18 protein-coding genes and 1 pseudogene are annotated in these 19,446 nt (G+C 73.7%); 16 read left to right on the plus strand and 3 right to left on the minus strand.

Annotated features, from left to right (window positions below; translation table 11 throughout):
- The 8 genes and pseudogenes from ACIRS4_RS35710 to ACIRS4_RS35745 form a co-directional block, all read left to right on the plus strand.
- A partial coding sequence (locus ACIRS4_RS35710) for an alpha/beta fold hydrolase (protein WP_404204032.1) occupies window positions 1–2,546 on the plus strand: 2,546 nt, incomplete at its 5' end.
- A 166-nt stretch (window positions 2,547–2,712) separates the two neighbouring features.
- On the plus strand, window positions 2,713–2,922 hold the full coding sequence (locus ACIRS4_RS35715; RefSeq protein WP_404204034.1) for an MbtH family protein: 210 nt from the start codon (window positions 2,713–2,715) through the stop codon (window positions 2,920–2,922).
- A gap of 34 nt (window positions 2,923–2,956) precedes the next feature.
- Complete coding sequence (locus ACIRS4_RS35720; protein ID WP_130441624.1) at window positions 2,957–3,214, plus strand: acyl carrier protein; 258 nt, start codon at window positions 2,957–2,959, stop codon at window positions 3,212–3,214.
- A complete protein-coding gene (locus tag ACIRS4_RS35725) occupies window positions 3,211–4,479 on the plus strand; it encodes a beta-ketoacyl-[acyl-carrier-protein] synthase family protein (RefSeq protein ID WP_404204036.1) in 1,269 nt (422 codons plus the stop codon). The genes ACIRS4_RS35720 and ACIRS4_RS35725 overlap by 4 nt, the downstream gene beginning before the upstream one ends.
- On the plus strand, window positions 4,476–5,549 hold the full coding sequence (locus ACIRS4_RS35730) for a beta-ketoacyl synthase N-terminal-like domain-containing protein (protein ID WP_404204038.1): 1,074 nt from the start codon (window positions 4,476–4,478) through the stop codon (window positions 5,547–5,549). The genes ACIRS4_RS35725 and ACIRS4_RS35730 overlap by 4 nt, the downstream gene beginning before the upstream one ends.
- Window positions 5,546–6,298 carry a 3-oxoacyl-[acyl-carrier-protein] reductase gene (gene fabG / locus ACIRS4_RS35735; protein ID WP_404204040.1) on the plus strand — a complete coding sequence of 251 codons (753 nt, stop codon included), beginning with the start codon at window positions 5,546–5,548 and terminating at the stop codon, window positions 6,296–6,298. The genes ACIRS4_RS35730 and fabG overlap by 4 nt, the downstream gene beginning before the upstream one ends.
- On the plus strand, window positions 6,295–7,101 hold the full coding sequence (locus ACIRS4_RS35740) for a 4'-phosphopantetheinyl transferase family protein (RefSeq protein ID WP_404204042.1): 807 nt from the start codon (window positions 6,295–6,297) through the stop codon (window positions 7,099–7,101). The genes fabG and ACIRS4_RS35740 overlap by 4 nt, the downstream gene beginning before the upstream one ends.
- Window positions 7,098–8,042: pseudogene (locus ACIRS4_RS35745) on the plus strand (hydroxyacid dehydrogenase); the annotation flags it as partial. The gene ACIRS4_RS35740 and the pseudogene ACIRS4_RS35745, both read left to right, overlap by 4 nt.
- Window positions 8,043–8,143: 101 nt before the next feature.
- Here ACIRS4_RS35745 and ACIRS4_RS35750 read toward each other — a convergent pair.
- Window positions 8,144–8,920 (minus strand): LuxR C-terminal-related transcriptional regulator, encoded by a 777-nt coding sequence (locus tag ACIRS4_RS35750; RefSeq protein ID WP_404204043.1) that lies wholly within the window; start codon window positions 8,918–8,920, stop codon window positions 8,144–8,146.
- A 66-nt stretch (window positions 8,921–8,986) separates the two neighbouring features.
- The gene (locus ACIRS4_RS35755) at window positions 8,987–9,217 is read right to left on the minus strand and encodes a helix-turn-helix domain-containing protein (RefSeq protein WP_404204045.1); all 231 of its coding nucleotides are present in this window, start codon (window positions 9,215–9,217) and stop codon (window positions 8,987–8,989) included.
- A gap of 140 nt (window positions 9,218–9,357) precedes the next feature.
- Between ACIRS4_RS35755 and ACIRS4_RS35760 the strand changes: the two genes are divergently transcribed.
- The 7 genes from ACIRS4_RS35760 to ACIRS4_RS35790 all read left to right on the plus strand — a co-directional run bounded on the left by ACIRS4_RS35760 (window position 9,358) and on the right by ACIRS4_RS35790 (window position 17,141).
- Window positions 9,358–9,708, plus strand: coding sequence for a hypothetical protein (locus tag ACIRS4_RS35760; protein ID WP_404204047.1), 351 nt, complete (start codon window positions 9,358–9,360; stop codon window positions 9,706–9,708).
- Between the two features lie 87 nt (window positions 9,709–9,795).
- Window positions 9,796–10,002, plus strand: a complete 207-nt coding sequence (locus tag ACIRS4_RS35765) for a hypothetical protein (protein WP_404204049.1) — start codon at window positions 9,796–9,798, stop codon at window positions 10,000–10,002.
- Window positions 10,003–10,004: 2 nt separating this feature from the next.
- The gene (locus ACIRS4_RS35770; protein WP_404204052.1) at window positions 10,005–10,280 is read left to right on the plus strand and encodes a chorismate mutase; all 276 of its coding nucleotides are present in this window, start codon (window positions 10,005–10,007) and stop codon (window positions 10,278–10,280) included.
- Window positions 10,281–10,358: 78 nt separating this feature from the next.
- Entirely contained in the window at window positions 10,359–14,318 is a 3,960-nt protein-coding gene (locus ACIRS4_RS35775; protein ID WP_404204054.1) for an amino acid adenylation domain-containing protein, read from the plus strand.
- Entirely contained in the window at window positions 14,318–15,094 is a 777-nt protein-coding gene (locus tag ACIRS4_RS35780) for an SDR family NAD(P)-dependent oxidoreductase (protein WP_404204056.1), read from the plus strand. The genes ACIRS4_RS35775 and ACIRS4_RS35780 overlap by 1 nt, the downstream gene beginning before the upstream one ends.
- 36 nt (window positions 15,095–15,130) lie before the next feature.
- Complete coding sequence (locus tag ACIRS4_RS35785) at window positions 15,131–16,168, plus strand: 3-oxoacyl-ACP synthase III family protein (RefSeq protein WP_404204058.1); 1,038 nt, start codon at window positions 15,131–15,133, stop codon at window positions 16,166–16,168.
- A gap of 10 nt (window positions 16,169–16,178) precedes the next feature.
- A complete protein-coding gene (locus tag ACIRS4_RS35790) occupies window positions 16,179–17,141 on the plus strand; it encodes a zinc-binding dehydrogenase (protein ID WP_404204060.1) in 963 nt (320 codons plus the stop codon).
- A gap of 192 nt (window positions 17,142–17,333) precedes the next feature.
- On the opposite strand, the gene ychF is transcribed toward ACIRS4_RS35790, so the two are convergent.
- The gene (ychF, locus tag ACIRS4_RS35795; protein ID WP_404204062.1) at window positions 17,334–18,422 is read right to left on the minus strand and encodes a redox-regulated ATPase YchF; all 1,089 of its coding nucleotides are present in this window, start codon (window positions 18,420–18,422) and stop codon (window positions 17,334–17,336) included.
- Window positions 18,423–18,771: 349 nt separating this feature from the next.
- On the opposite strand from ychF, the gene ACIRS4_RS35800 reads away from it, so the two are divergent.
- Window positions 18,772–19,299 (plus strand): DUF6542 domain-containing protein, encoded by a 528-nt coding sequence (locus tag ACIRS4_RS35800; protein ID WP_404204064.1) that lies wholly within the window; start codon window positions 18,772–18,774, stop codon window positions 19,297–19,299.
- Window positions 19,300–19,446: the final 147 nt, after the last annotated feature.

Genomic DNA, 19,446 nt, shown 5'->3' on the forward strand with positions numbered 1-19,446 from the left:
TGATCCCCACCACCTACCTCACCCTCGACACACTCCCCCTCACCCCCAACGGCAAAATCGACCGCAAAGCCCTCCCCGCACCCGACCCCACGGCCCTCGCGACGGGTCCCGCGCGGGAGCCCCGTACGGACACCGAGCGTGCCCTCCGCGACGTCTTCACGGCCGTGCTCGGCCTGCCGTCCGTCGGCATCGACGACAGCTTCTTCGACCTCGGCGGTGACAGCATCCGCTCCATCGAGGTGGTCGCCGGCGCCCGGCGTGCGGGGCTGCGGGTCACCGCGGCCGACGTGTTCACCCACAAGACGGTGGCCGCGCTGGCCGCCGCCGTCGGCGAGGCCGAGCCGGCCGAGATCGTCGGCGCCGACGACGGCGTGGGCGAGCTGGCGCCCCTCCCCGTCATGCTGCGGTTCCTCGAAGACGGCGGCCCGATCGACGGGTTCAACCAGTCCGTCGTCCTCACCACCCCCGCCGATCTGGACCTGGAGCGGCTCACCGGGGCGCTCCAGCGGGTCGTCGACCACCACGACGCCCTGCGACTGCGCCTGACGGGCCGGGGTCCCGACGACTGGCGGCTCGTGATCGGCGAGCCGGGGACGGTCCCGGTCGCGCCGCTGGTGGCCCGCATCGACGCGGGGCATCGGGCGTACGAGGACGAGGCGCTGCTGCGACGGGCGGTGGCCGCCCAGTCGGAGGCCGCGCGCGACCGGCTCGCCCCGCGCGACGGGGTCACGCTCCAGGCCGTGTGGATCGACCGCGGGGCCGACCGCCCCGGCCGGCTGGTCCTGATGCTGCACCACCTCGTCGTGGACGGCGTCTCCTGGCGCGTGCTGCTGCCCGACCTGCTCACCGTGTACGAGCGGCCCGACGCGGCCCTCGACCCGGTCGGCACCTCCCTGCGCCACTGGTCCGGCCTCCTCCAGGAGCAGGTCACGTCGCGCACCGGGGAACTGCCGTACTGGACGAAGCTGCTGTCGCACGAGGAACAGCCGGTCGGCGTGCGGGCGCTGGACCCGGAACGGGACACGTACGCCACGGCCCGGACGCTGCGTCTGACCTTGCCGGCCGAGCACACCGGCCCCCTCCTGGAGCACGGCCCCGCCGCCTTCCAGGCGGAGATCAACGAGGTGCTGCTCGCCGGCCTCGGCCTCGCGGTCGCCGAGTGGCGCGGCCGGAGCCTGCTCGTCGAGGTCGAGACCCACGGGCGCGAGCAGCTGCACGAGGGCGTCGACCTCTCCCGTACCGTCGGCTGGTTCACCGGCACCCACCCGGTGCTGCTGAGGGCCGCCGCACTCGGCGCCGAGCAGGCGGTGAAGGAGATGCGCGAACAGCTCGCCGCGCTCCCCGACCACGGACTCGGCCACGGGGTCCTGCGCCACCTCGGCGACGGACCCGCCCCGCTGCCCGCGGTCGACCCGCAGCTCGGCTTCAACTACCTCGGCCGCTTCGCCGCGGTGGAGTCGTACGACGGCGGCTGGGCGGCCGCGCCGGAGGCGCGGGAGGCGTTCGCCGCGACGTCCGGCGGCATGCCGCTGGGCCACACCGTCGAGGTGGACGCACTCGTCGAGGACGGCCCCGACGGGCCCGTCCTGCTCGCCACCTGGACGTGGGCGGGCCGGCTGCTGGAACCGGACGACGCCGAGGCGCTGGCCGAGGGGTGGTTCCGCGCGCTGCGCACCCTGGCCCAGCGGGCCGGCGAGCTCGCCGCGACCCGCCCCTCCGGGACCGGCGGGGCCGGCGGGCGGCGGCCCGCGCTGCTCACCGAGGCGTTCGAGACGCTGCTGCCCATACGGCCCGACGGCACCCGCGAACCGCTGTTCTTCCTGCACGGCGGCGTGGGGCTCAGCTGGCCCTACCTCGGACTGGCCGAGCACCTGGCCGGGGAATTCCCCGTCTACGGGTTCCAGGCGTCCGGAATCATCGCGGAAGCTCCGCTTCCGGCGTCGGTGCAGGAAATGGCCGGGGAATATGTCCGCAGAATTCTGGAAATTCAGCCCGAGGGGCCTTACCATCTTCTCGGCTGGTCCTTCGGCGGACTCCTCGCCCACGCGGCGGCCACTCGCCTGGAAGGGCTCGGGCACCGGGTCGCGCTCCTCGTGAACCTCGACAGCTATCCGGCCCCCGAGCCGGACGGCATCCCGGACGACCGGGCCCTGATCGCCAAGATCCTGGAGTACTGCGGCTACGACGCGGCGGCGTTCGCCGGCGGCGAGCCCACGCTCTCCGAGGTCCTGGAGCTGTTCCGGCGGGACGCGAACCCGCTGGCCGGCCTGGACGAGCAGCAGTTGGCCCGGCTGCTGCGCATCGTGCGCAACCACGCTGTCCTCAGCGCGGAGTTCGTCCCGGACCGCTTCGACGGGGACGTGCTGTTCCTCTCGGCCGAGCAGGGCGCCGACGAGGACTCGCCGACGGTCGCGGTGTGGGAGCCGTACATCGGCGGACGCGTCACCCACCACGGCATCGCCTCGGACCACGACGGAATGATGCGGCCCGAACCGCAACGGGCGATCGGCCGGATCATCGCCGCCCACCTCGAACGACTGCAGTGAACACACCGGGGGCATGCGCACGAATTCGGCCTCGCACGGAATTCCGACGGATGCCCCCGCGCCACACAAAAGAACTCCCGAAGGAATGCTCGAAAGAACTCCGGAAAAACCTCCCGGACGACTCCGCAGGCGAAAATCCGGACGTACTCCCCGAGGAAGGGAAATCATGAAGAACAACCCGTTCGACGACGACAACGGCACCTTCCTGGTGCTGGTCAACGACGAGGGGCAGCACTGCCTCTGGCCCGAGTTCGCGGCCGTCCCGGCCGGCTGGACCACCGTCCTGCCCGCCGGTCCCCGCGAGGCCGCGCTCGACCACATCGAGCGCACCTGGACCGACATGCGTCCGAAGTCCCTGACCCGCTCCGCCGCCTGAGAAGCAGGCCATCCAGATTCGAGAGGCAGCTGCCATGACTGTGAACACTTCCGTGGACGTCACGGCCGTCCGGGCCATCATCGTCGACACCCTGGAGCTCGAGGACGACGAGCTGACGAGCACCAGCCTGTTCATCGAGGACCACGGCGCGGACTCGCTGGGCGCCATCGAGATCCTCTCCCGCATCGAGAAGGAGCTCGGCGTCGTCATCCCGCAGGACGACCTGGTCAAGCTGGTCAACCTGGACGCCGTCCTCGCCGTCCTCGCCGGCGCGGAAAGGCGCCGGCCGTGAGCGCCGCCCGAAGAGCGGCCGGCCCCGTCACAGGGCCGCGCCGTGTCGTCCTCACCGGCTGCGGCGCGCTGTCCAGCATCGGCAACGGGATCGCCGAGTTCGCCGAGGGCCTGCGGGCCGGCCGGGTCGGCACCGGGGACATCACCGTCTTCGACACCACCGGCTTCCCCAGCGGCCGCGGCCACCAGGTGCGCGGCTTCGACGGCGCCGCCCTGCTCCGCCGGGTGCGGCCCGAGGCGACCGGCCGGGCGACGCAGTTCGCCGCCGCCGCCGCGCGGATGGCGCTCGACGACGCCGGCCTCGACGAGGGCTGGCTGAGCGAGCGGCGCGGCACCGTCGTCGTCGGCACCACCGACGGCGAGGTCGGCGAGCTCGATCTGCTGACCGAGTCCGCGCTCACCCTCGGGCTCGCCGCCTTCACCGGCGCGAGCCTGGGCCGGACCGCCACCGGCAGCCTCGCGCTCGGCGTCGTCCGCGAACTCGGCCTGTCCGACGTGGAGACCTCCACGGTCGCCACCGCCTGCGCCGCCGGCAACTACGCGATCGGCGCGGGGTTCGACGCCATCCGCAGCGGCCGCTCCGAATGGGCTCTCGTCGGCGGTGCGGACGCGTTGAACCGGAAGACCTTCGCCGGCTTCGCCCGGCTCGGTCTCATCGCGCCGGACGAGTGCCGTCCGTTCGACACCGAGCGGATGGGCCTGCTCACCGGCGAGGGCGCGGGCCTGCTGCTGCTGGAGACCGAGGAGTCCGCGCTCGCCCGCGGCGCGGAGATCTACGCCGAGGTGCTCGGCTACGGCGTCAACTGCGACGCCTCGCACCCCACCGCGCCCGAACGGGACAGCGTCGCCCGCTGCATCCGCCTCGCCCTGGAGAACGCCTCCGTCAAGCCGGAGGAGGTCGACCTGATCTCCGCGCACGGCACCGGTACGCCGACCAACGACACCACCGAGATCGCGGCCATCCGCCAGGTCTACGGGGAGCGTCCGCCGCGCACCGTCGGCGTCAAGGCGATGATCGGGCACACCATGGGGGCCGCCAGCGCCCTGGGCGCCATCGCCTCCGCGCTCGCCGTCCGGTACGGCTTCGTCCCGCCGACGGCCAACCACCGCACCACCGACCCGGACTGCCCCGTCGACGTGGTGCCCAACGCGTCCGTCGACGCCGACGTGCGGATCGTGCAGAACAACGGCCTCGCGTTCGGCGGCAACAACGCCGTCGTCCTGCTCGGCCGCCACGAGAGCCCCCGAGGGGAGTACGTCCGATGAGTACCGCGGTCATCACCGCATGGTCGGCCGTGTCGCCGTACGGCACGGGCCGCGACCCGCTCGCGGCGGGGCTGCGCGCCCGCGCCGAGGCGCCCGCGTCCGCCGGACCCGAGGAGTGGACCGGGGACCCGGACGCGACCGCCCGCGTCGTGCCCGGCTTCGAGGTCCGCGACGCGCTGGGGAAGGCCGGCACCCGGGGCATGGACCGGCTGACGGGCCTCACCGCGGTGACCGTCAGGGAGCTGCTGCATGGCGCCGGCCCGGACGGCGAGGACGCCGAGCTCGGCACCGGTCTCGTGCTCGGCGTCGGCTCCGGCAGCATTCAGGGGTTCATGGAGTTCACCAAGTCCTCCCTCGAAGGGGACAGCCCCATCGACGTGTCACCGTCGAAGATCCCCAACATGGCGATGAACAGAGCTGCTTCGGCCAGCGCGATCCGCCATCGCCTCAAGGGCCCCAACACCACCGTGGCGGCCGGCCGGCTCTCCGCTCTCGTCGCGCTGGACCAGGCGCACCGGCTCCTCGCCGACGGGCGCGCGGAGCGAGTGCTGACCGGGTCGGCCGAGGAGTACTCGGCGACCCGCGCCCACCTCACGCACGCCGCGCACGGCACCGGCGTGGTGCTGGGCGAGGGCTGCGTCATGGTCCTCCTGGAGTCCGGCGATGCCGCGACCGGCGAGGCGCTGGCCGAGGTGCTCGCGGTCCACCACCGGGTGGCGCCGGACGGCGACTTCGCCGGGGCGCTCACGGCGACGGTGCGCGCCGCGCTCGCCGAGGCGGGCGTCGCGGCCGGCGCGGTCTGGGCGGCGGTGCCCTCACAGGCCCCCGGCGCGGCGGGCGAGCAGGAGCTGCGGGTGCACGAGGAACTGTTCCCGGCGCAGGTTCGCGTCCGCGCGGCGTCCGTCGCGCTGCTCGGCGAGACGGCCGCGGCCACCGGGGCGTACCAGCTCGCGGCGCTGCTGTCTGAGCCGGGCGAACCGGGCCGCGTCGCCCTGGTCACCACCACGGACCCGGACGGTCCGGTGGGGTGCGCGGTGCTGCGGCTGCTGACGGACGGGGCGGACGCGTGAGCGGCGGGGAGACGGCGGGCGACCGTCCGGTCGCCCTGGTCAGCGGTGGCTCGCGCGGCATCGGCCGGGCCGCCGCCCTGCGGCTGGCGCGGGACGGGTACGACGTCTCCTTCTGCTTCCGCGGCGACGAACAGGCCGCCGCGAACGTGGAGAAGGAGCTGAGCGGCCTCGGCGCCCGAGCGCTGGCGCGGCGGGTCGACGTCGCCGACGCGCAGTCCGTGCGGGACTGGGTGGAAGCGACGGAGCGGGACTTCGGACCGGTGGCGGTCGCCGTCACCTCGGCCGGCATCACCCGGGACAAGCCCCTGCTGATGATGTCCGACAGCGACTGGCACGAGGTCGTGGACACCAACCTGGACGGCGTCTACCACGTCTGCCGGGCGGTGGTCTTCCCGATGATGAAGCGGCGGGCCGGCAGCATCGTGACCGTCGCCTCCGTATCCGGCCTGTACGGCAATGCGGGGCAGACCAACTACGCGGCGTCCAAGGCCGGGATCATCGCCTTCTCGCGCTCCCTGGCGAAGGAGGTCGGCCGGCGCGGCATCCGTGTCAACGCGGTGGCGCCGGGCCTGATCGACACCGACATGTCGGCCGTGCTCGACGATCAGGTCAGGGCGCAGGTCGCCGAGCGCACCGCGCTGGGCAGGACCGGGCTCGCGGCGGAGGTCGCCGAGGCCGTGGCCTTCCTGGCCTCGGGCCGCGCCTCGTACGTCACCGGCGCGGTGCTGCCCGTGGACGGCGGGCTGTGACGGCCGGGGCCGCGGGGCTGGTACCGGCGCTTCGGCCCGGCGTCTGCCAGCTGTGGTGGGCGTCGTCCCGCGACGCCCACCCGACGCTGCGCGGGCTCCTCGACGAGGACGGACGCGCCCGCGCCCGCCGGCTGCGGCAGCCGGCCGCGCGAGCGCTCCACCTCACCGCGCACGCGCTCGCCCGCACCGTGGCCGCCGCCCACCTCGGCGTTCCTGCGGGTGAGTTGGCGCTGACCGCCACCTGCAAGCGGTGCGGCGGCCCACACGGGAAGCCCCGCCCGCCGGGGCCGCTCGGGCTGTCCTGGTCGCACTCCGGCGACCGGGTGGTGGTCGCCGTGACGCTCGGCGCCGAGGTCGGCGTGGACGTGGAACACATCGCCCCGTACGCCCCGGAGACCGCTGAGCGGGTGCTCCGGGGGCCGGAGCGCGCGGTCCTCGCGGCCCTCCCCGAACCCCGCCGCCCCGTCGGCTTCGTGCGCTACTGGACGCGCAAGGAGGCCCTGCTCAAGGCGACCGGCGACGGGCTCGCCGTACCCCCCGAGCTGCTGCACGTCACCGCGCCCGACGCCTGGCCCCGGCTGCTGTCCTGGTCGGGCCCCGACCGCCCGCGGCTCCCCCTGCACCTGTACGACCTGAACGCCGGCGCCGGCCATCTGGCCGCGCTCGCCTCCGTGGGCGCCCCGGTGCGTCCGACCGCGCACGACGGGTCCGCGCTGCTCGCCGCGGCCGTCGCTCGGGCGGACGCCCCCGCGACCGCCCGTGTCCCCACTCTTCTCACACCGGAAAGGCCGGTCGCCCCATGAGTCAGTACGTCGTCCTCATCGCCGACGCGCTCAGCCCGCAGGCCGCGGAGGTCCTCACCCGGGACGGCTCCGTCGAGGTACGGCACGTCGACGGCACGGACCGGCCGGCGCTGCTCGCCGCGCTCGCCGGGGCCGACGCGGTGCTGGTGCGCTCCGCCACCCGCATCGACGCCGAGGCCCTCGCCGCGGCGCCGCGGCTCAAGGTCGTGGCCCGTGCCGGGGTCGGCCTCGACAACGTGGACGTCACGGCGGCCACCGCCGCCGGCGTGCTCGTCGCCAACGCCCCCGCGTCCAACGTCGTCAGCGCCGCCGAGCACGCCGTCGCCCTGCTCCTGGCCCTCGCCCGGCACGTTCCGCAGGCGTCCGCCGCGCTCAAGGACGGGCGCTGGGCTCGGAGTTCGTTCACGGGCGTGGAGCTCGCGGGCAAGACTCTCGGCGTCCTCGGTCTCGGCCGGATCGGCTCGCTGGTGGCGCGCCGGTTCGCCGCGTTCGACATGGAGGTGATCGCGTACGACCCGTACGCGGACGAGGAGCACGCCCAGGCCCTCGGCGTGCGGCTGACCGGCCTCGACGAGCTCCTCGCCCGGGCCCAGTTCCTCACCGTCCACCTGCCGCTCGCCAAGGGGACCGCCGGGCTGATCGGCTTCGACGCCCTCCAGCGCGTCCGCCCCGACCTGCGGATCGTGAACGCGGCGCGCGGCGGCATCGTCGACGAGCAGGAGCTGTACGCGGCGCTCAAGGAGGGCCGGATCGCCGGCGCCGCCCTGGACGTGTACGCGCAGGAGCCCTGCACCGACTCCCCCCTGTTCGAGCTGGACAACGTGATCGCGACGCCTCACCTCGGTGCGAGCACCCCCGAGGCACAGGAGCGGGCCGGCACCCAGGCGGCCGAGTCGGTGCTGCTCGCGCTCACCGGCATGCCCGTGCCCGACGCGGTCAACACGCCCCGAGCGTCCCGTGTGCCCGACGCGGTCGACGCTCCGCTCCCGTCGCCCGTGCACGCGCGATGAGGTCGTCGAACCGGGTCGCGCGCGGGGCGGCCTCAGTCGCCGACGGGCCCGCCCGCGGCCGGCGCGGCGTGCGCCCCGCCGTCGTCCTCGACATGGTTCTCGCCGATGCCGACGCTCCTGCCGAGCCAGCCGCGCTCCATGGCCAGCGCTCCCGCCTGATAGCGGCTGCGCGCACCCAGACGGGCCATCAGGTCTGCGGTGATACGGCGGCCGGTGCGCACGGACACGCCGAGCTTGCGGGCGACGACGTCGTCGGTGTGGCCCTCGAAGAGCAGGTCGAGGACGGCCTGTTCCTGCCGGGTGAGCCCGTCCGGGTCCGCCGTCGTCGTCCGGCTCCCGCAGAGCGGCTGCGCGCGCGCCCAGGTCTCCCGGAAGAGCGAGACCAGGGCGGTGACGACGCCGGCGCCCCGCAGGATCAGCACACCGCGGGCGGCGGCCTCGGGGTCGATGGGCACGATGGCGGCCCGGCCGTCGAAGATGATCATACGGGGCGGCAGTTGGGGCAGCACGCGCACCTCGCCGCCAATGTCGTTCAGCCAGCGCGCGTAGTTCAGCGTCGCCGGGTCGTTGCGCACCGAGTCCAGGTAGATGTAACGGACCCGGACGCCGCGCTCGACGACGGCCTGGTCGAGGGGCCGGGCGGCCTCCAGGGCCGCCTCCGTCTGGGCGCCGCCGGGCGCGAACACCTCGACACTGCTCTCGGCGCTCTGCGACAGCCGCTCGATCTGGGAGTTGATGGCGTCGAGGCCGGTGTAGCGGCGGACCTCGTCGGTCTGCGCCTCGGTGTCGTCACCGTACTCGGTGAGCATCTGCGTGATGGCCAGGCGGGTGGCGGCGACGGCCTGCTGATGCTGGGCCAGCTCCCGCTCCTGGCGCTAGAGGAGGCCCGCGAGCCCGAACTCCGGGTTGACCAGGCGCACCTTGCCCAGTTCCTCGGAGGAGTTCCGTACGAGGGTGAGCTCGGCCAGTCTGTCCAGGGTGCGCTCGGCGCGCTCCACGGGCCAGTCGAGCCCCTCGGCGATCTCCGCCACACCTGCCCTCGGCCGCTTCAGAAGGATGCGGTACACCGCCTCGGCGTCCGCATCAAGACCCAATTGTCCCGTCACTCGACTCCCCCCGAAGTTCCCCCGCCGACTGCACGAAGCAGACCACAGTCATCCCGATCATCCCAGCCCACTCCGAGTCAGGGCAACCTTACGCAGGGGTACGGGAGTCGGTTCACCGAATATTCGCGGAGGCGGAACTCATGTACCTGGTGACGACGACCGTGCCCGCCGGAGCGCTGCCCGGCGAGCCCCCGCTCATCGACCGGATCCGCCGTGTGGCTCGCCCCGAGGACCATCTGGAGCACGTCCACGTGCTCCGCGCGCCCGACGGCGGGACACACCTGACGCTGTTCCTCGGCCATGCCGACAGCGGGGAGACCGAGCGGGCGGCTGCCCGTCTGGTGACGAGGGCGCTGCCCACGGCGGTCGGCGCGCGACTCGGCTGGGCACCGGCCCGGCCACTCGTCAGCGCCCTGGAAGAGCTCGGCGCGGGCGCCCAAAACGGCTTGCCTGACAGGGAGTTGCCATCACAGGACCCTGACATTGCGTAGTGCTGACGGGACTCGTGGTGAGTGTGAGGATCACATCACCGAGAACGACCACTCCACCGACGTGAATGTTCCTAGGAGACGACACTCATGCGCATCAACACCCGCAGCACCGTCAAGCCGGCCACCCGCAGAGCCGCCACCGTGGCGTTAGTCGCTCTCGCGGCCCTCGCGGCGGCCCCGTCGGCCACCGCCGCGGAGGACTCCCCCGCAGGCGGGGCGATCTCGGCCACGACGGAGATCGGCGAGACGGTCGCGAACCTGCTCGGCCCGCTCGGCCACACCTGGGGCAACTGACCGTGCCGCAGACCCGGTCGACCGCACTCGCGGACGTGTCCGCGCTCCGCACCGACATCGACCTCCTGGACGCGGAGATCCGAGCCCTGGTGGAACGCCGCCGCGAGCTCTCCCGCGAGATCCAGCGCATCCGCCAGGCCGCCGGCGGCACCCGTACCGACCTCACTCGCGAGATGCGCGTCATCTCCCCCTACACCGAGGCGCACGGACGGCAGGGAACGGCCATAGCGATGGCGCTCCTGGAGATCTGTCGCGGCACCGGTGCCACTCCCCGGTAGCCGTACCCCCCCCACACGCAGCAGCACCGAGCGGGAGGGCCGGGTCGTCCGGCCCTCCTCACACGAGAGGGCTCAGACGTGTCTGGTTCACCCGCCGGCTTCCCGTCCCGGCTTCCCCTCACCGCAGGCCAGGCCGGAATCTGGTACGGCCAGCGGCTGGACGCCTCGAAGGTCGCGTACTCCTACGCCGAGTTCCTGGACATCGGGGGACCCCTCGACCCGGAGCTCCTCCGGGAGGCCGTCCGCAGGACCTTCACCGAGGCGGAGGCGCTGTCCGTGTCCTTCGGCGAGGACGCGGACGGACCGTGGCAGCGGGTCGGGGCCGTACCGGACCATCCCGTGCCGCTCGTCGACCTCACCGACGAGGCGGACCCGTGGGCGGCGGCACGGGAGTGGATGCGCGCACGCGTCCACTCCCCGCTCGACCCCTCCGCCGGCGAGGTCCGGCGCACCGCGGTGCTCCGCCTCTCACCGGAACGGCACCTCTGGTTCTGGCAACTGCACCACATCGTCTCCGACGGCGTGGGGTCGCTGCTCCTGGTCCGGCGCGCCGCGGAGGTCCACGGCGCGCTGGCCGCCGGCCGGACACCGGCCCCCACCCCCTTCGGTCCCCTCGCCGCCCTCGTCGAGGAGGACCGGCGCTACCGTGCCTCGGCCGGTTTCCAGGAGGACCGCCGGTACTGGCTCGGCGTGTTCGACGGCCTCGACCGCGTGCCGGGGTTCTCCGACGCGTCCCTGCCGCCGACGGGCGTCGCTCTCAGAGAGACCTGGCGCGCCGACCACGCGCTCCGGGAACTGCTCGCCGCCTTCACCCGCGCCCACGGCGTGAAGTGGCCGCGCGCGGTGATCGCCGCGTTCGCCGCGTACACCGCCCTGGTCACCGGCGCGTCCGAGGCGGTGCTGGGGCTCCCGGTCTCCAACCGGCACACGGACGCGGCCGCGACGACCCCCGGCATGGTCTCCAACATCGTCCCGCTGCGGGTCGCCTGCTCCCTGGAGGACAGTTTCCCCGACCTGCTCGCCCGCGTCAGCGCGAAGATCGACGAGACGCGCGCCCACCGCCGTCACCGGTTCGAGGACATCCGGCGCGACCTGCGCACCCGGTGGGGAACCTCGCGCGTCTTCGGCCCCGTGGCCAACGCCATGTCGCTCGGCACGGAGCTGTCGTTCGGCGGATGCCCCGCCCGGCTCGGCAACCTCGCGCCGGGCCCCATCGAGGACTTCATGCTGGGCGTGTACGCGACGCCCGAGGACCTGACGTTCACCATCGACGCCAACCCGGGCCTCTACGACGCCGCCGAACTCGCCGCTCACCGGACGCGGTTCGACGCGTTCCTCCGGCAGGTCCTCGCCGGGGCCGACCGCCCCCTCGGCGAGATCGGCGTCCTCGGTGACGAGGAGCGGAGCGCCCTGTCGCGGGTGCGCCCGCGCCGACCGGAGGCGTCCGGCGGACCCCCCACCCTCGTTGCCGGGTTCGAGGAGCGGGCCCGCCTCGGCCCGGCCGCCACCGCCGTGACGTGCGAGGGCGAGGCCCTTTCCTACGGGGAGCTGAACGCGCGGGCCAACCGGCTGGCCCGCCTGCTCCTGCGGCACGGCTGCGGCCCCGACCTGCTGGTCGCGGTCCGCCTGCCGCCCTCCGTCGACCTCGTGGTGGCGCTCCTGGCCGTCCTCAAGGCGGGCGCCGCGTACCTCCCTGTCGACCCGGAGCACCCGCCGGAGCGCGTCGAGTCCCTGCTCGCCGACGCGAAACCCTCGCTGCTGCTCGGCGCCACCGCCCACGCAGCACCGCCCCCCTCGCTCCCCGGCCCGGCCGTCCTGGCGATGGACGCCGCGGACACCCTCGCGGCCCTGGCCGCCCTCCCCCCGGACGACCTGCGCCCCGAGGAGCTCGGCCGCCCCCTCACCCGGGACGACGCCGCCTACGTCATCCACACCTCGGGCTCCACCGGGCGCCCCAAGGGCGTCGTCGTCCCGCACGGCAACGTGCTCGACCTCTTCTCCGCGAGCCGCGAGCTCTTCGACCTCCGCCCGGACGACACGTGGTCGATGGCCCACTCCTTCTCGTTCGACTTCTCCGTCTGGGAACTGTGGGGACCCCTCCTGCACGGCGGCCGTCTCGTCCTGGTGCCCCCGGCCACCCGCCGCGCACCGGAGCGCTTCCTGCGGCTCCTGGTGGACGAGGCCGTCACCGTGCTGAGCCAGACGCCCTCGGCCTTCCACCAACTCCTCCAGGCATACGCGGACGATCCGCGGCTCGGCCGGCGACTGGCGCTGCGCTACGTCGTCTTCGGCGGCGAGGCGCTCGACTTCCGGCAGCCGGCGCAGTGGTACGCCCTGCATCCCGGCGACGAGCCGGTGCTGGTCAACATGTACGGGATCACCGAGACCACGGTCCACGCCAGCCATCTGGCGCTCGACCGATCCCGCACCGCCGGCCGGGTCGGGAGCCTGATCGGACGCAGCCTGCCGGGCCTCGCGCTGTACGTCCTCGACGAGCGGCTGCGCCCCGTCCCCCCCGGTGTCACGGGCGAGGTCTACGTCGCCGGCGCCCAGCTCGCCCGCGGGTACCTGAACCTCCCGGGGCTCACCGCCGCCCGCTTCGTCGCCGACCCGTTCGGGCCGCCCGGCTCCCGCATGTACCGGTCCGGCGACCTCGCCCGGCGCACCGCCGAGGGCCTCCTGCAGTACGAGGGCCGCGCGGACGACCAGGTGAAGGTCCGCGGCTTCCGCATCGAGCTCGGCGAGATCGAGGCCGAGCTGCGGGCCTGCCCGACGGTCGCGGCCTGCCGCGTCGTCGTCCGGAAGGACGCGGTCGGCGACAGCGTGCTCGCCGCGTACGTCGTGCCCGCCGATCCGGCGGATCCCGACACGCCCGGCCTGCGCCGCCGCCTCGCCCGCCGGCTCCCGTCCCACATGGTGCCGGCCACCGTGACGGCGATCGACCGAATCCCTCTCACCCCCAACGGGAAGCTCGACCGGCGCGCCCTGCCGGACCCGGTGGTCACCGGCGGCCGGGACGACACGGCGGCGACACCCGCCGAGCGGATCGTCCTGGACGCCTTCCGGACCGTCCTCGGGGTGGCGGGTCTCTCCGTCCGCGACGACTTCTTCGACCTCGGCGGCGACTCCTTCAAGGCCGTACGGGTGGCCCGCGCCGTCGGCCGGGGCACCGAGGTCCTCGACGTCTTCCAGCACCCGACGCCGCAGCGGCTGGCCCGCCGGGTCCAGGAGCTCCACGACACCGGAGGGCGACGCCTCCTGCGGCCCCTGACCAAGGGCGCGGACGACACGACGGAGCAGACCCCGACCCTCGTCTGCGTCCCCTACGGAGGCGGCACCGCGGCGGCCTACCACAGCCTCGCCGCCGAGCTGGGCCCCGGCATCGCGACCTGGAGCGCCGCGCTGCCCGGCCACGACCCGACGCACGCCGACGAACCCCTACTCGGCCTGGACGAGACGGCCGACCTGATCGCCGCGGAGATCCTCGACGCGCTCGACGGCCCCTTCGCCGTGTACGGCCACTGCGCCGGCTCGGCCCTCGCCGTCGCGGTGGCGCAGCGCGTGGAGCGGCAGGACCGGCGGCCGGCCGCCGTGTTCATCGGCGCCGCGCTGCCGTCCGCCGCCGCGGTGGAGGAACTGGAGCGCGCCCGGAACTGGTCCGCGGACTCCCTGTACGCCCACATGAAGTCGCTCGGCGGTTTCGACGGCGTCCTGGACGAAGCGGATCTGCGGACGGTCCTGGAGGTGCTCCGGCACGACATGACGCAGGGCCTGCGCTTCCAGATCGAGGCCGAGCAGGACCGCCACCGGCTGCTCGACGCACCGCTCGTCGTCGTCATCGGCGACGAGGACGCCGCCACCCGGGGCTACGCGCACGCGTACACGGACTGGAAGCGGTACGCGGCCGACGTCGAACTGGCCGAGATCCCCGGCGGGGGGCACTACTTCGTCGCCCACCGGCCGCGCGAGCTCGCCGCGATCATCTCGGGACGACTCGGCGTCTCCCGGCGTCCCGGCGGTCCGGACGAGGAGAACTGATGTCACCCACCACGGCAGCGCTGGTCACCGGCGGCACCTCCGGCCTCGGACTCGCCGTCGCCGCGAGGCTGATGGCCTCGGGCGTCGTCCCGGTCCTCCTCGGCCGGAGCGAGGAGCGCGGCGAGGCAGCGCTGAAGTCCCTCGGCCCCAAGGCGGTGTTCGTCCGCGGCGACGTGGCGAGCGAGCCGGAGGTGGCCGGGGCGCTGGACGCCGCGGAGCGGCACGGCTCCCTACGCGCCGTCGTGAACTGCGCCGGAGTGCCGCACGCGGCGCGGGTGCTCGGCCGGTCGGGCCCGCACTCCCTGGACCGGTTCGTTCAGGTCGTCACGGCCAACCTGGTCGGCACGTTCAACGTCGTACGCCTGGCCGCCGTGCGCATGGCCGCGAACGAGCCGGCCGGCGAGCAGCGCGGCGTGATCGTCAACACCGCGTCCCTCGCGGCCTTCGAAGGGCAGGTCGGGCAGGCGGCCTACGCCGCGTCCAAGGGCGGCATCGTCTCCATGACGCTGCCCCTCGCCCGCGAGCTGGCCGGGTCGCTGATCCGCGTCGTCACCGTCGCGCCGGGCTTCTTCGCGACGCCGGCGGTCGCCACGGTGCCCGCCGCGGCCCGCGCGGAGCTGGACCGCGATCTCGTGCATCCGCGGCGGTGGGGCGACCCCGCCGAGTTCGCCGCGCTGGTCGCCCACGTCATCGACAACCCGATGATCAACGGCGAGACGATCCGCGTCGACGGCGCGGTGCGGATGTCGTCCGGCCTGCGGCACCGCAGTTCTTGACATGGCAGAGTCCGAGACAGGGGAAGCGAGTCCACCATGACGGGGTCCGTCGACAGTTTGCGGGTGCCCACCGGCGTCGGCATCCGCTCCATAGGCGTCTGCCTCCCTGAGCGCGAGGTCACCAACGCGCAGCTCGTCGAGCGCTTCGACACCAGCGACGCCTGGATGCGCGAGCGGCTCGGCATCACCGGCCGGCGGATCGCCGGGCCCGACGAGTTCACCTCGGACCTGGCGCTCGGCGCGTTCGAGGACGCCTGCAAGCGGGCCTTCGTGGACCCCGCGAGCATCGACCTGCTGATCTGCTGCACCTCCACGCCCGATCACATGATCCCGGCGGTCGCCACGCTGGTCCTGCGCAAGGCGCAGGTCCACGGCGTGCCCGGCTTCGACGTGAACGCCGGCGGCTGCGCCGGCGGCCTCTTCGCCCTGGACGTCGGCCACAAGTACATGGAGTCGGGGCAGTACGAGCGCGTCGCCGTCGTCGTCGCCGACACCGTGGCCCAGCTCAACGACCCGGACGACCGCACGCAGCACGCGATCTTCGGCGACGGCGCCGCCTGCTACCTCCTGGAGCGCTGTGCGGACAGTCCCGGCATCGGCCGGACGCTCCTCGGCACGGATCCGGAGCGCTACTACACGGCGTACATCGAACGCGTCGCCGAGGACGGCCGGTTGAACCGCTTCAGCGGAGCGAACGTGACGCGCATGGACGGCAAGGGCGTCAAGGACTTCGCCCTCTCGGTGGTCCCCGGTTTCGTCGACGAGGTGATCGCGTCGGCGGGCGTCGCCCTCGACGAGCTGAAGCTGATCGTCACCCACCAGGCGAACCCCACCCTCGTGAGGGAGCTGGTCCACCGCCTCGGCCAGCCGGCCGACAAGGCCGTCATCGTCGCCGACCGGTTCGGCAACACCAGCGGCTCCAGCGTCGTCATCGCCCTCGCCGAGGCAGAGCGCACGGGGCGGCTCGTCCCCGGCGACAAGGTCCTCCTGCTCGGCTTCGGCGCCGGCATGAGTTACGGCGGGACCGTCGTCCACTGGTGCGGCAGCGCGAACTTCCCGCAGCGGGAGTGGTGACCTCCCCTTCATGTTCGCCGCCTACGCCGCCGAGATCGGACTGCCCGAGCCACTGCGGGGCCTGCGCCTCGGGGAGCTCCCGGCCCCCCGCCCCCGCCCGGGCTGGAGCCGCGTCACCGTCAAGGCCGCCTCGCTCAACCACCACGATCTGTGGTCCCTGCGCGGGGTCGGCCTCACCGCGGAGCGGCTCCCCATGGTCCTGGGCACCGACGCCGCCGGCGTCGACGAGGACGGCAACGAGGTCGTCGTCCATCCCGTGGTCGGCCTCACCGGCCACGGGCTCGCCCCCGGCGAGTCCCGCTCGATCCTCACCGAGAAGTACCAGGGAACCTTCGCCGAGCAGGTCACCGTCCCCACCGCGAACCTCGTCCCCAAGCCCCCGGAACTCTCCTTCGCGGAGGCCGCCTGCCTCCCCACCGCCTGGCTCACGGCCTACCGCATGCTCTTCACCCAGGCCCGCGTCCGCCCCGGCGACTCGGTCCTCGTCCAGGGCGCCGGCGGCGGCGTAGCCACCGCCGCGATCACCCTCGCCCGAGCCGCCGGCCTCCGCGTCTACGCCACGAGCCGCGACCCCCGCAAACGCGCCCGCGCCCTCGCCCTGGGCGCCACCGACGCCGTCGAACCCGGCGCACGCCTTCCCCACCCGGTCGACGCCGTCCTCGAAACCGTCGGCGCCGCCACCTGGTCCCACTCGGTCCGCTCCCTCCGCCGAGGCGGCACGCTGGTCATCTCCGGCGCCACCACCGGCGACCGCCCCACCCATGCCGAACTGACCCGCGTCTTCCGCCGGGAGCTCACCGTCATCGGCTCCACCGTGGCCACCAAGGACGAGCTCACCTCCCTCCTCGCCTTCTGCACCACCACCGGCACCCGCCCCACCATCGACCACACCCTCCCCCTGACCCAAGCCCCCGAAGGCTTCACCCGCATGGCCTCGGGCACCCACTTCGGCAAGATCGTCTTCACTCTCTGACGAAGCCCGAGCGCAGTCCGCCCTCCGAAACACCCCTCGCGCTTCGGCGACGCGAAGACCCACACCCCGAGGCTGTACGGAGTCCTCTCCCATACCAGCACGGGAAGACGCAGAAAGGGCCCGACCCCGAAGAGTCGGACCCTCTCTGACCTGCACGTTCACCGAGTCAGCGAAGTGGCGCCAAGTCACCCGCTACACGTTGAAGCGGAACTCCACCACATCCCCGTCCTGCATGACGTACTCCTTGCCCTCCATGCGGGCCTTGCCCTTCGCCCGGGCCTCGGTCACCGAGCCGGTTTCCACCAGGTCGGCGAAGGAGATGACCTCCGCCTTGATGAAGCCCTTCTGGAAGTCGGTGTGGATGACTCCGGCGGCCTCGGGGGCGGTGGCGCCCTTCTTGATGGTCCAGGCGCGGGACTCCTTGGGGCCGGCCGTGAGGTAGGTCTGCAGGCCGAGGGTGTTGAAGCCGACCCTCGCCAGAGTCGCCAGGCCCGGCTCCTGCGCGCCGACCGACTCCAGCAGCTCCATGGCGTCGGCCTCGTCGAGCTCGGCGAGATCCGCCTCCAGCTTGGCGTTAAGGAAGATCGCCTCCGCCGGGGCGACCAGGGCCCGCTGCTCGTCCTTGAACTCCTCGTCGACCAGTTCGTCCTCGTCGACGTTGAAGACGTAGAGGAACGGCTTGGTGGTCAGCAGGTGCAGGTCGTGGAGGAGCTCGTTGCGCTCGGTGCCCTGGACGATGCCGTGCGCGAAGAGCGTGTCGCCCTTCTCCAGGATCTCCTTCGCCTCCTCGACCGCCTTCACCTTCGGGGCGATGTCCTTCTTGATGCGCGACTCCTTCTGGAGGCGCGGCAGGACCTTCTCGATGGTCTGGAGGTCGGCGAGGATCAGCTCGGTGTTGATCGTCTCGATGTCGTCCTTCGGCGAGACCTTGCCGTCGACGTGGACGACGTTCTCGTCCTTGAAGGCGCGGATGACCTGGCAGATCGCGTCCGACTCGCGAATGTTCGCGAGGAACTTGTTGCCGAGGCCCTCGCCCTCGCTCGCGCCGCGCACGATGCCGGCGATGTCCACGAAGTCGACGGTCGCCGGGAGGACCCGCTGCGAGCTGAAGATGTCCGCCAGCTCGGCGAGGCGGGGGTCGGGGACGCCGACCACGCCGACGTTGGGCTCGATCGTGGCGAACGGGTAGTTGGCCGCGAGCACGTCGTTCTTGGTCAGGGCGTTGAACAGGGTCGACTTGCCGACATTCGGCAGACCGACGATTCCGATCGTGAGCGACACGTTGCGACTTCCCGTAGTCAGAGGGCCAGGGGGCCGGGTGGCCAAGGGCCAGCGGGCCGGCCGATCCACCAGTTTACGGCGTGCCCGGGACCGGCTCCGCTGGCCTCTCGAACGCGACCCCAAGGCCCGTCCCCCGGCGTGTCCCGCGCCCGATCGGGCACATCGACCGACCTAAGTTGGTCTGATGGAGCACCACAGGACGCGCCCACGGCAGAGCACCCCGCGAGGCCGCACCCCACCCGTCCCGCCGCAGGCGGGGCGGAACGGGGGCAGTGGTGGCGGAGGCCGGGTCGGGGACAGAGTCAGGGGTCCGGGGGGCGCGGGGCGGCCGACGCCGCCCGTGCGGGGCGTGCGAGGGGGCGGGCCGGCCGGGCGCGGCTCGGACGCCGTCCGCCGCCGTCCGCTCGGCGGGTCAAGGCCCGCGTCGGCCGCTCCGCCCGCCGCGTCGCCCGTACGGCGGCTGCCGAACCCCCGGCTCACCGGGCTCGGGGTCGCTCTGCTCTTCGGGGGGACCGCGCTCGCGCTGGGGTGGCTCGACGAGCTGCTGTTCGGGGCCTCTCCGACGGTGTACGGCGTGCTGATCCTGCCCCTGTGTGTGCTGGCCGGCCTCTGGGTGAGCGGGACGGAACTGGTGGCGGCGCCGGTCGTCGTGCCGATCGCCTACACGCTGGGGCTGCTGCCGATGACCGAGGCGGGGGACGGGATCGGGCATCGGCTGATGAGCCTGTTCACCGCCCTGGGCACGCAGGTCGGCTGGCTGTACGGCGGGACGCTGGTGGCGGGGGTGGTGGCGCTGGGCAGGGGCCTGGCACGGATGGCCCGCCGCCGCAGGGCCGCCCTGCGGGAGAGGGCGATGAGAGGCGGCGGCAGGCGGTAGGCCCGGGGAGGCGGCGCGGGGGGGGGGGGGGGGCCCCCCCCCCCCCCCCCCCCCCCCCCCCGGGGCCGCCGGCGCCCCCCCCCCCCCCCCCCCCCCCGGGGGGGGAGGCTGGCGGGGGGCCGGCCCCCCCCCAACCCCCCCAGGGGT

Origin of the sequence: Streptomyces sp. NPDC101166 (assembly GCF_044768125.1) — a bacterium.
Classification (GTDB): domain Bacteria; phylum Actinomycetota; class Actinomycetes; order Streptomycetales; family Streptomycetaceae; genus Streptomyces.

Bases quoted from the DNA above. Each gene is read 5' to 3' on its own strand.
- ACIRS4_RS35780 (WP_404204056.1), top strand. From the start codon at position 14,318: ATGTCACCCACCACGGCAGCGCTGGTCACCGGCGGCACCTCCGGCCTC.
- ACIRS4_RS35790 (WP_404204060.1), top strand. From the start codon at position 16,179: ATGTTCGCCGCCTACGCCGCCGAGATCGGACTGCCCGAGCCACTGCGG.
- ACIRS4_RS35730 (WP_404204038.1), top strand. From the start codon at position 4,476: ATGAGTACCGCGGTCATCACCGCATGGTCGGCCGTGTCGCCGTACGGC.
- ACIRS4_RS35750 (WP_404204043.1), bottom strand. From the start codon at position 8,920: ATGCTCACCGAGTACGGTGACGACACCGAGGCGCAGACCGACGAGGTC.
- ACIRS4_RS35720 (WP_130441624.1), top strand. From the start codon at position 2,957: ATGACTGTGAACACTTCCGTGGACGTCACGGCCGTCCGGGCCATCATC.
- ACIRS4_RS35765 (WP_404204049.1), top strand. From the start codon at position 9,796: ATGCGCATCAACACCCGCAGCACCGTCAAGCCGGCCACCCGCAGAGCC.
- ACIRS4_RS35715 (WP_404204034.1), top strand. From the start codon at position 2,713: ATGAAGAACAACCCGTTCGACGACGACAACGGCACCTTCCTGGTGCTG.
- ACIRS4_RS35785 (WP_404204058.1), top strand. From the start codon at position 15,131: ATGACGGGGTCCGTCGACAGTTTGCGGGTGCCCACCGGCGTCGGCATC.
- ACIRS4_RS35760 (WP_404204047.1), top strand. From the start codon at position 9,358: ATGTACCTGGTGACGACGACCGTGCCCGCCGGAGCGCTGCCCGGCGAG.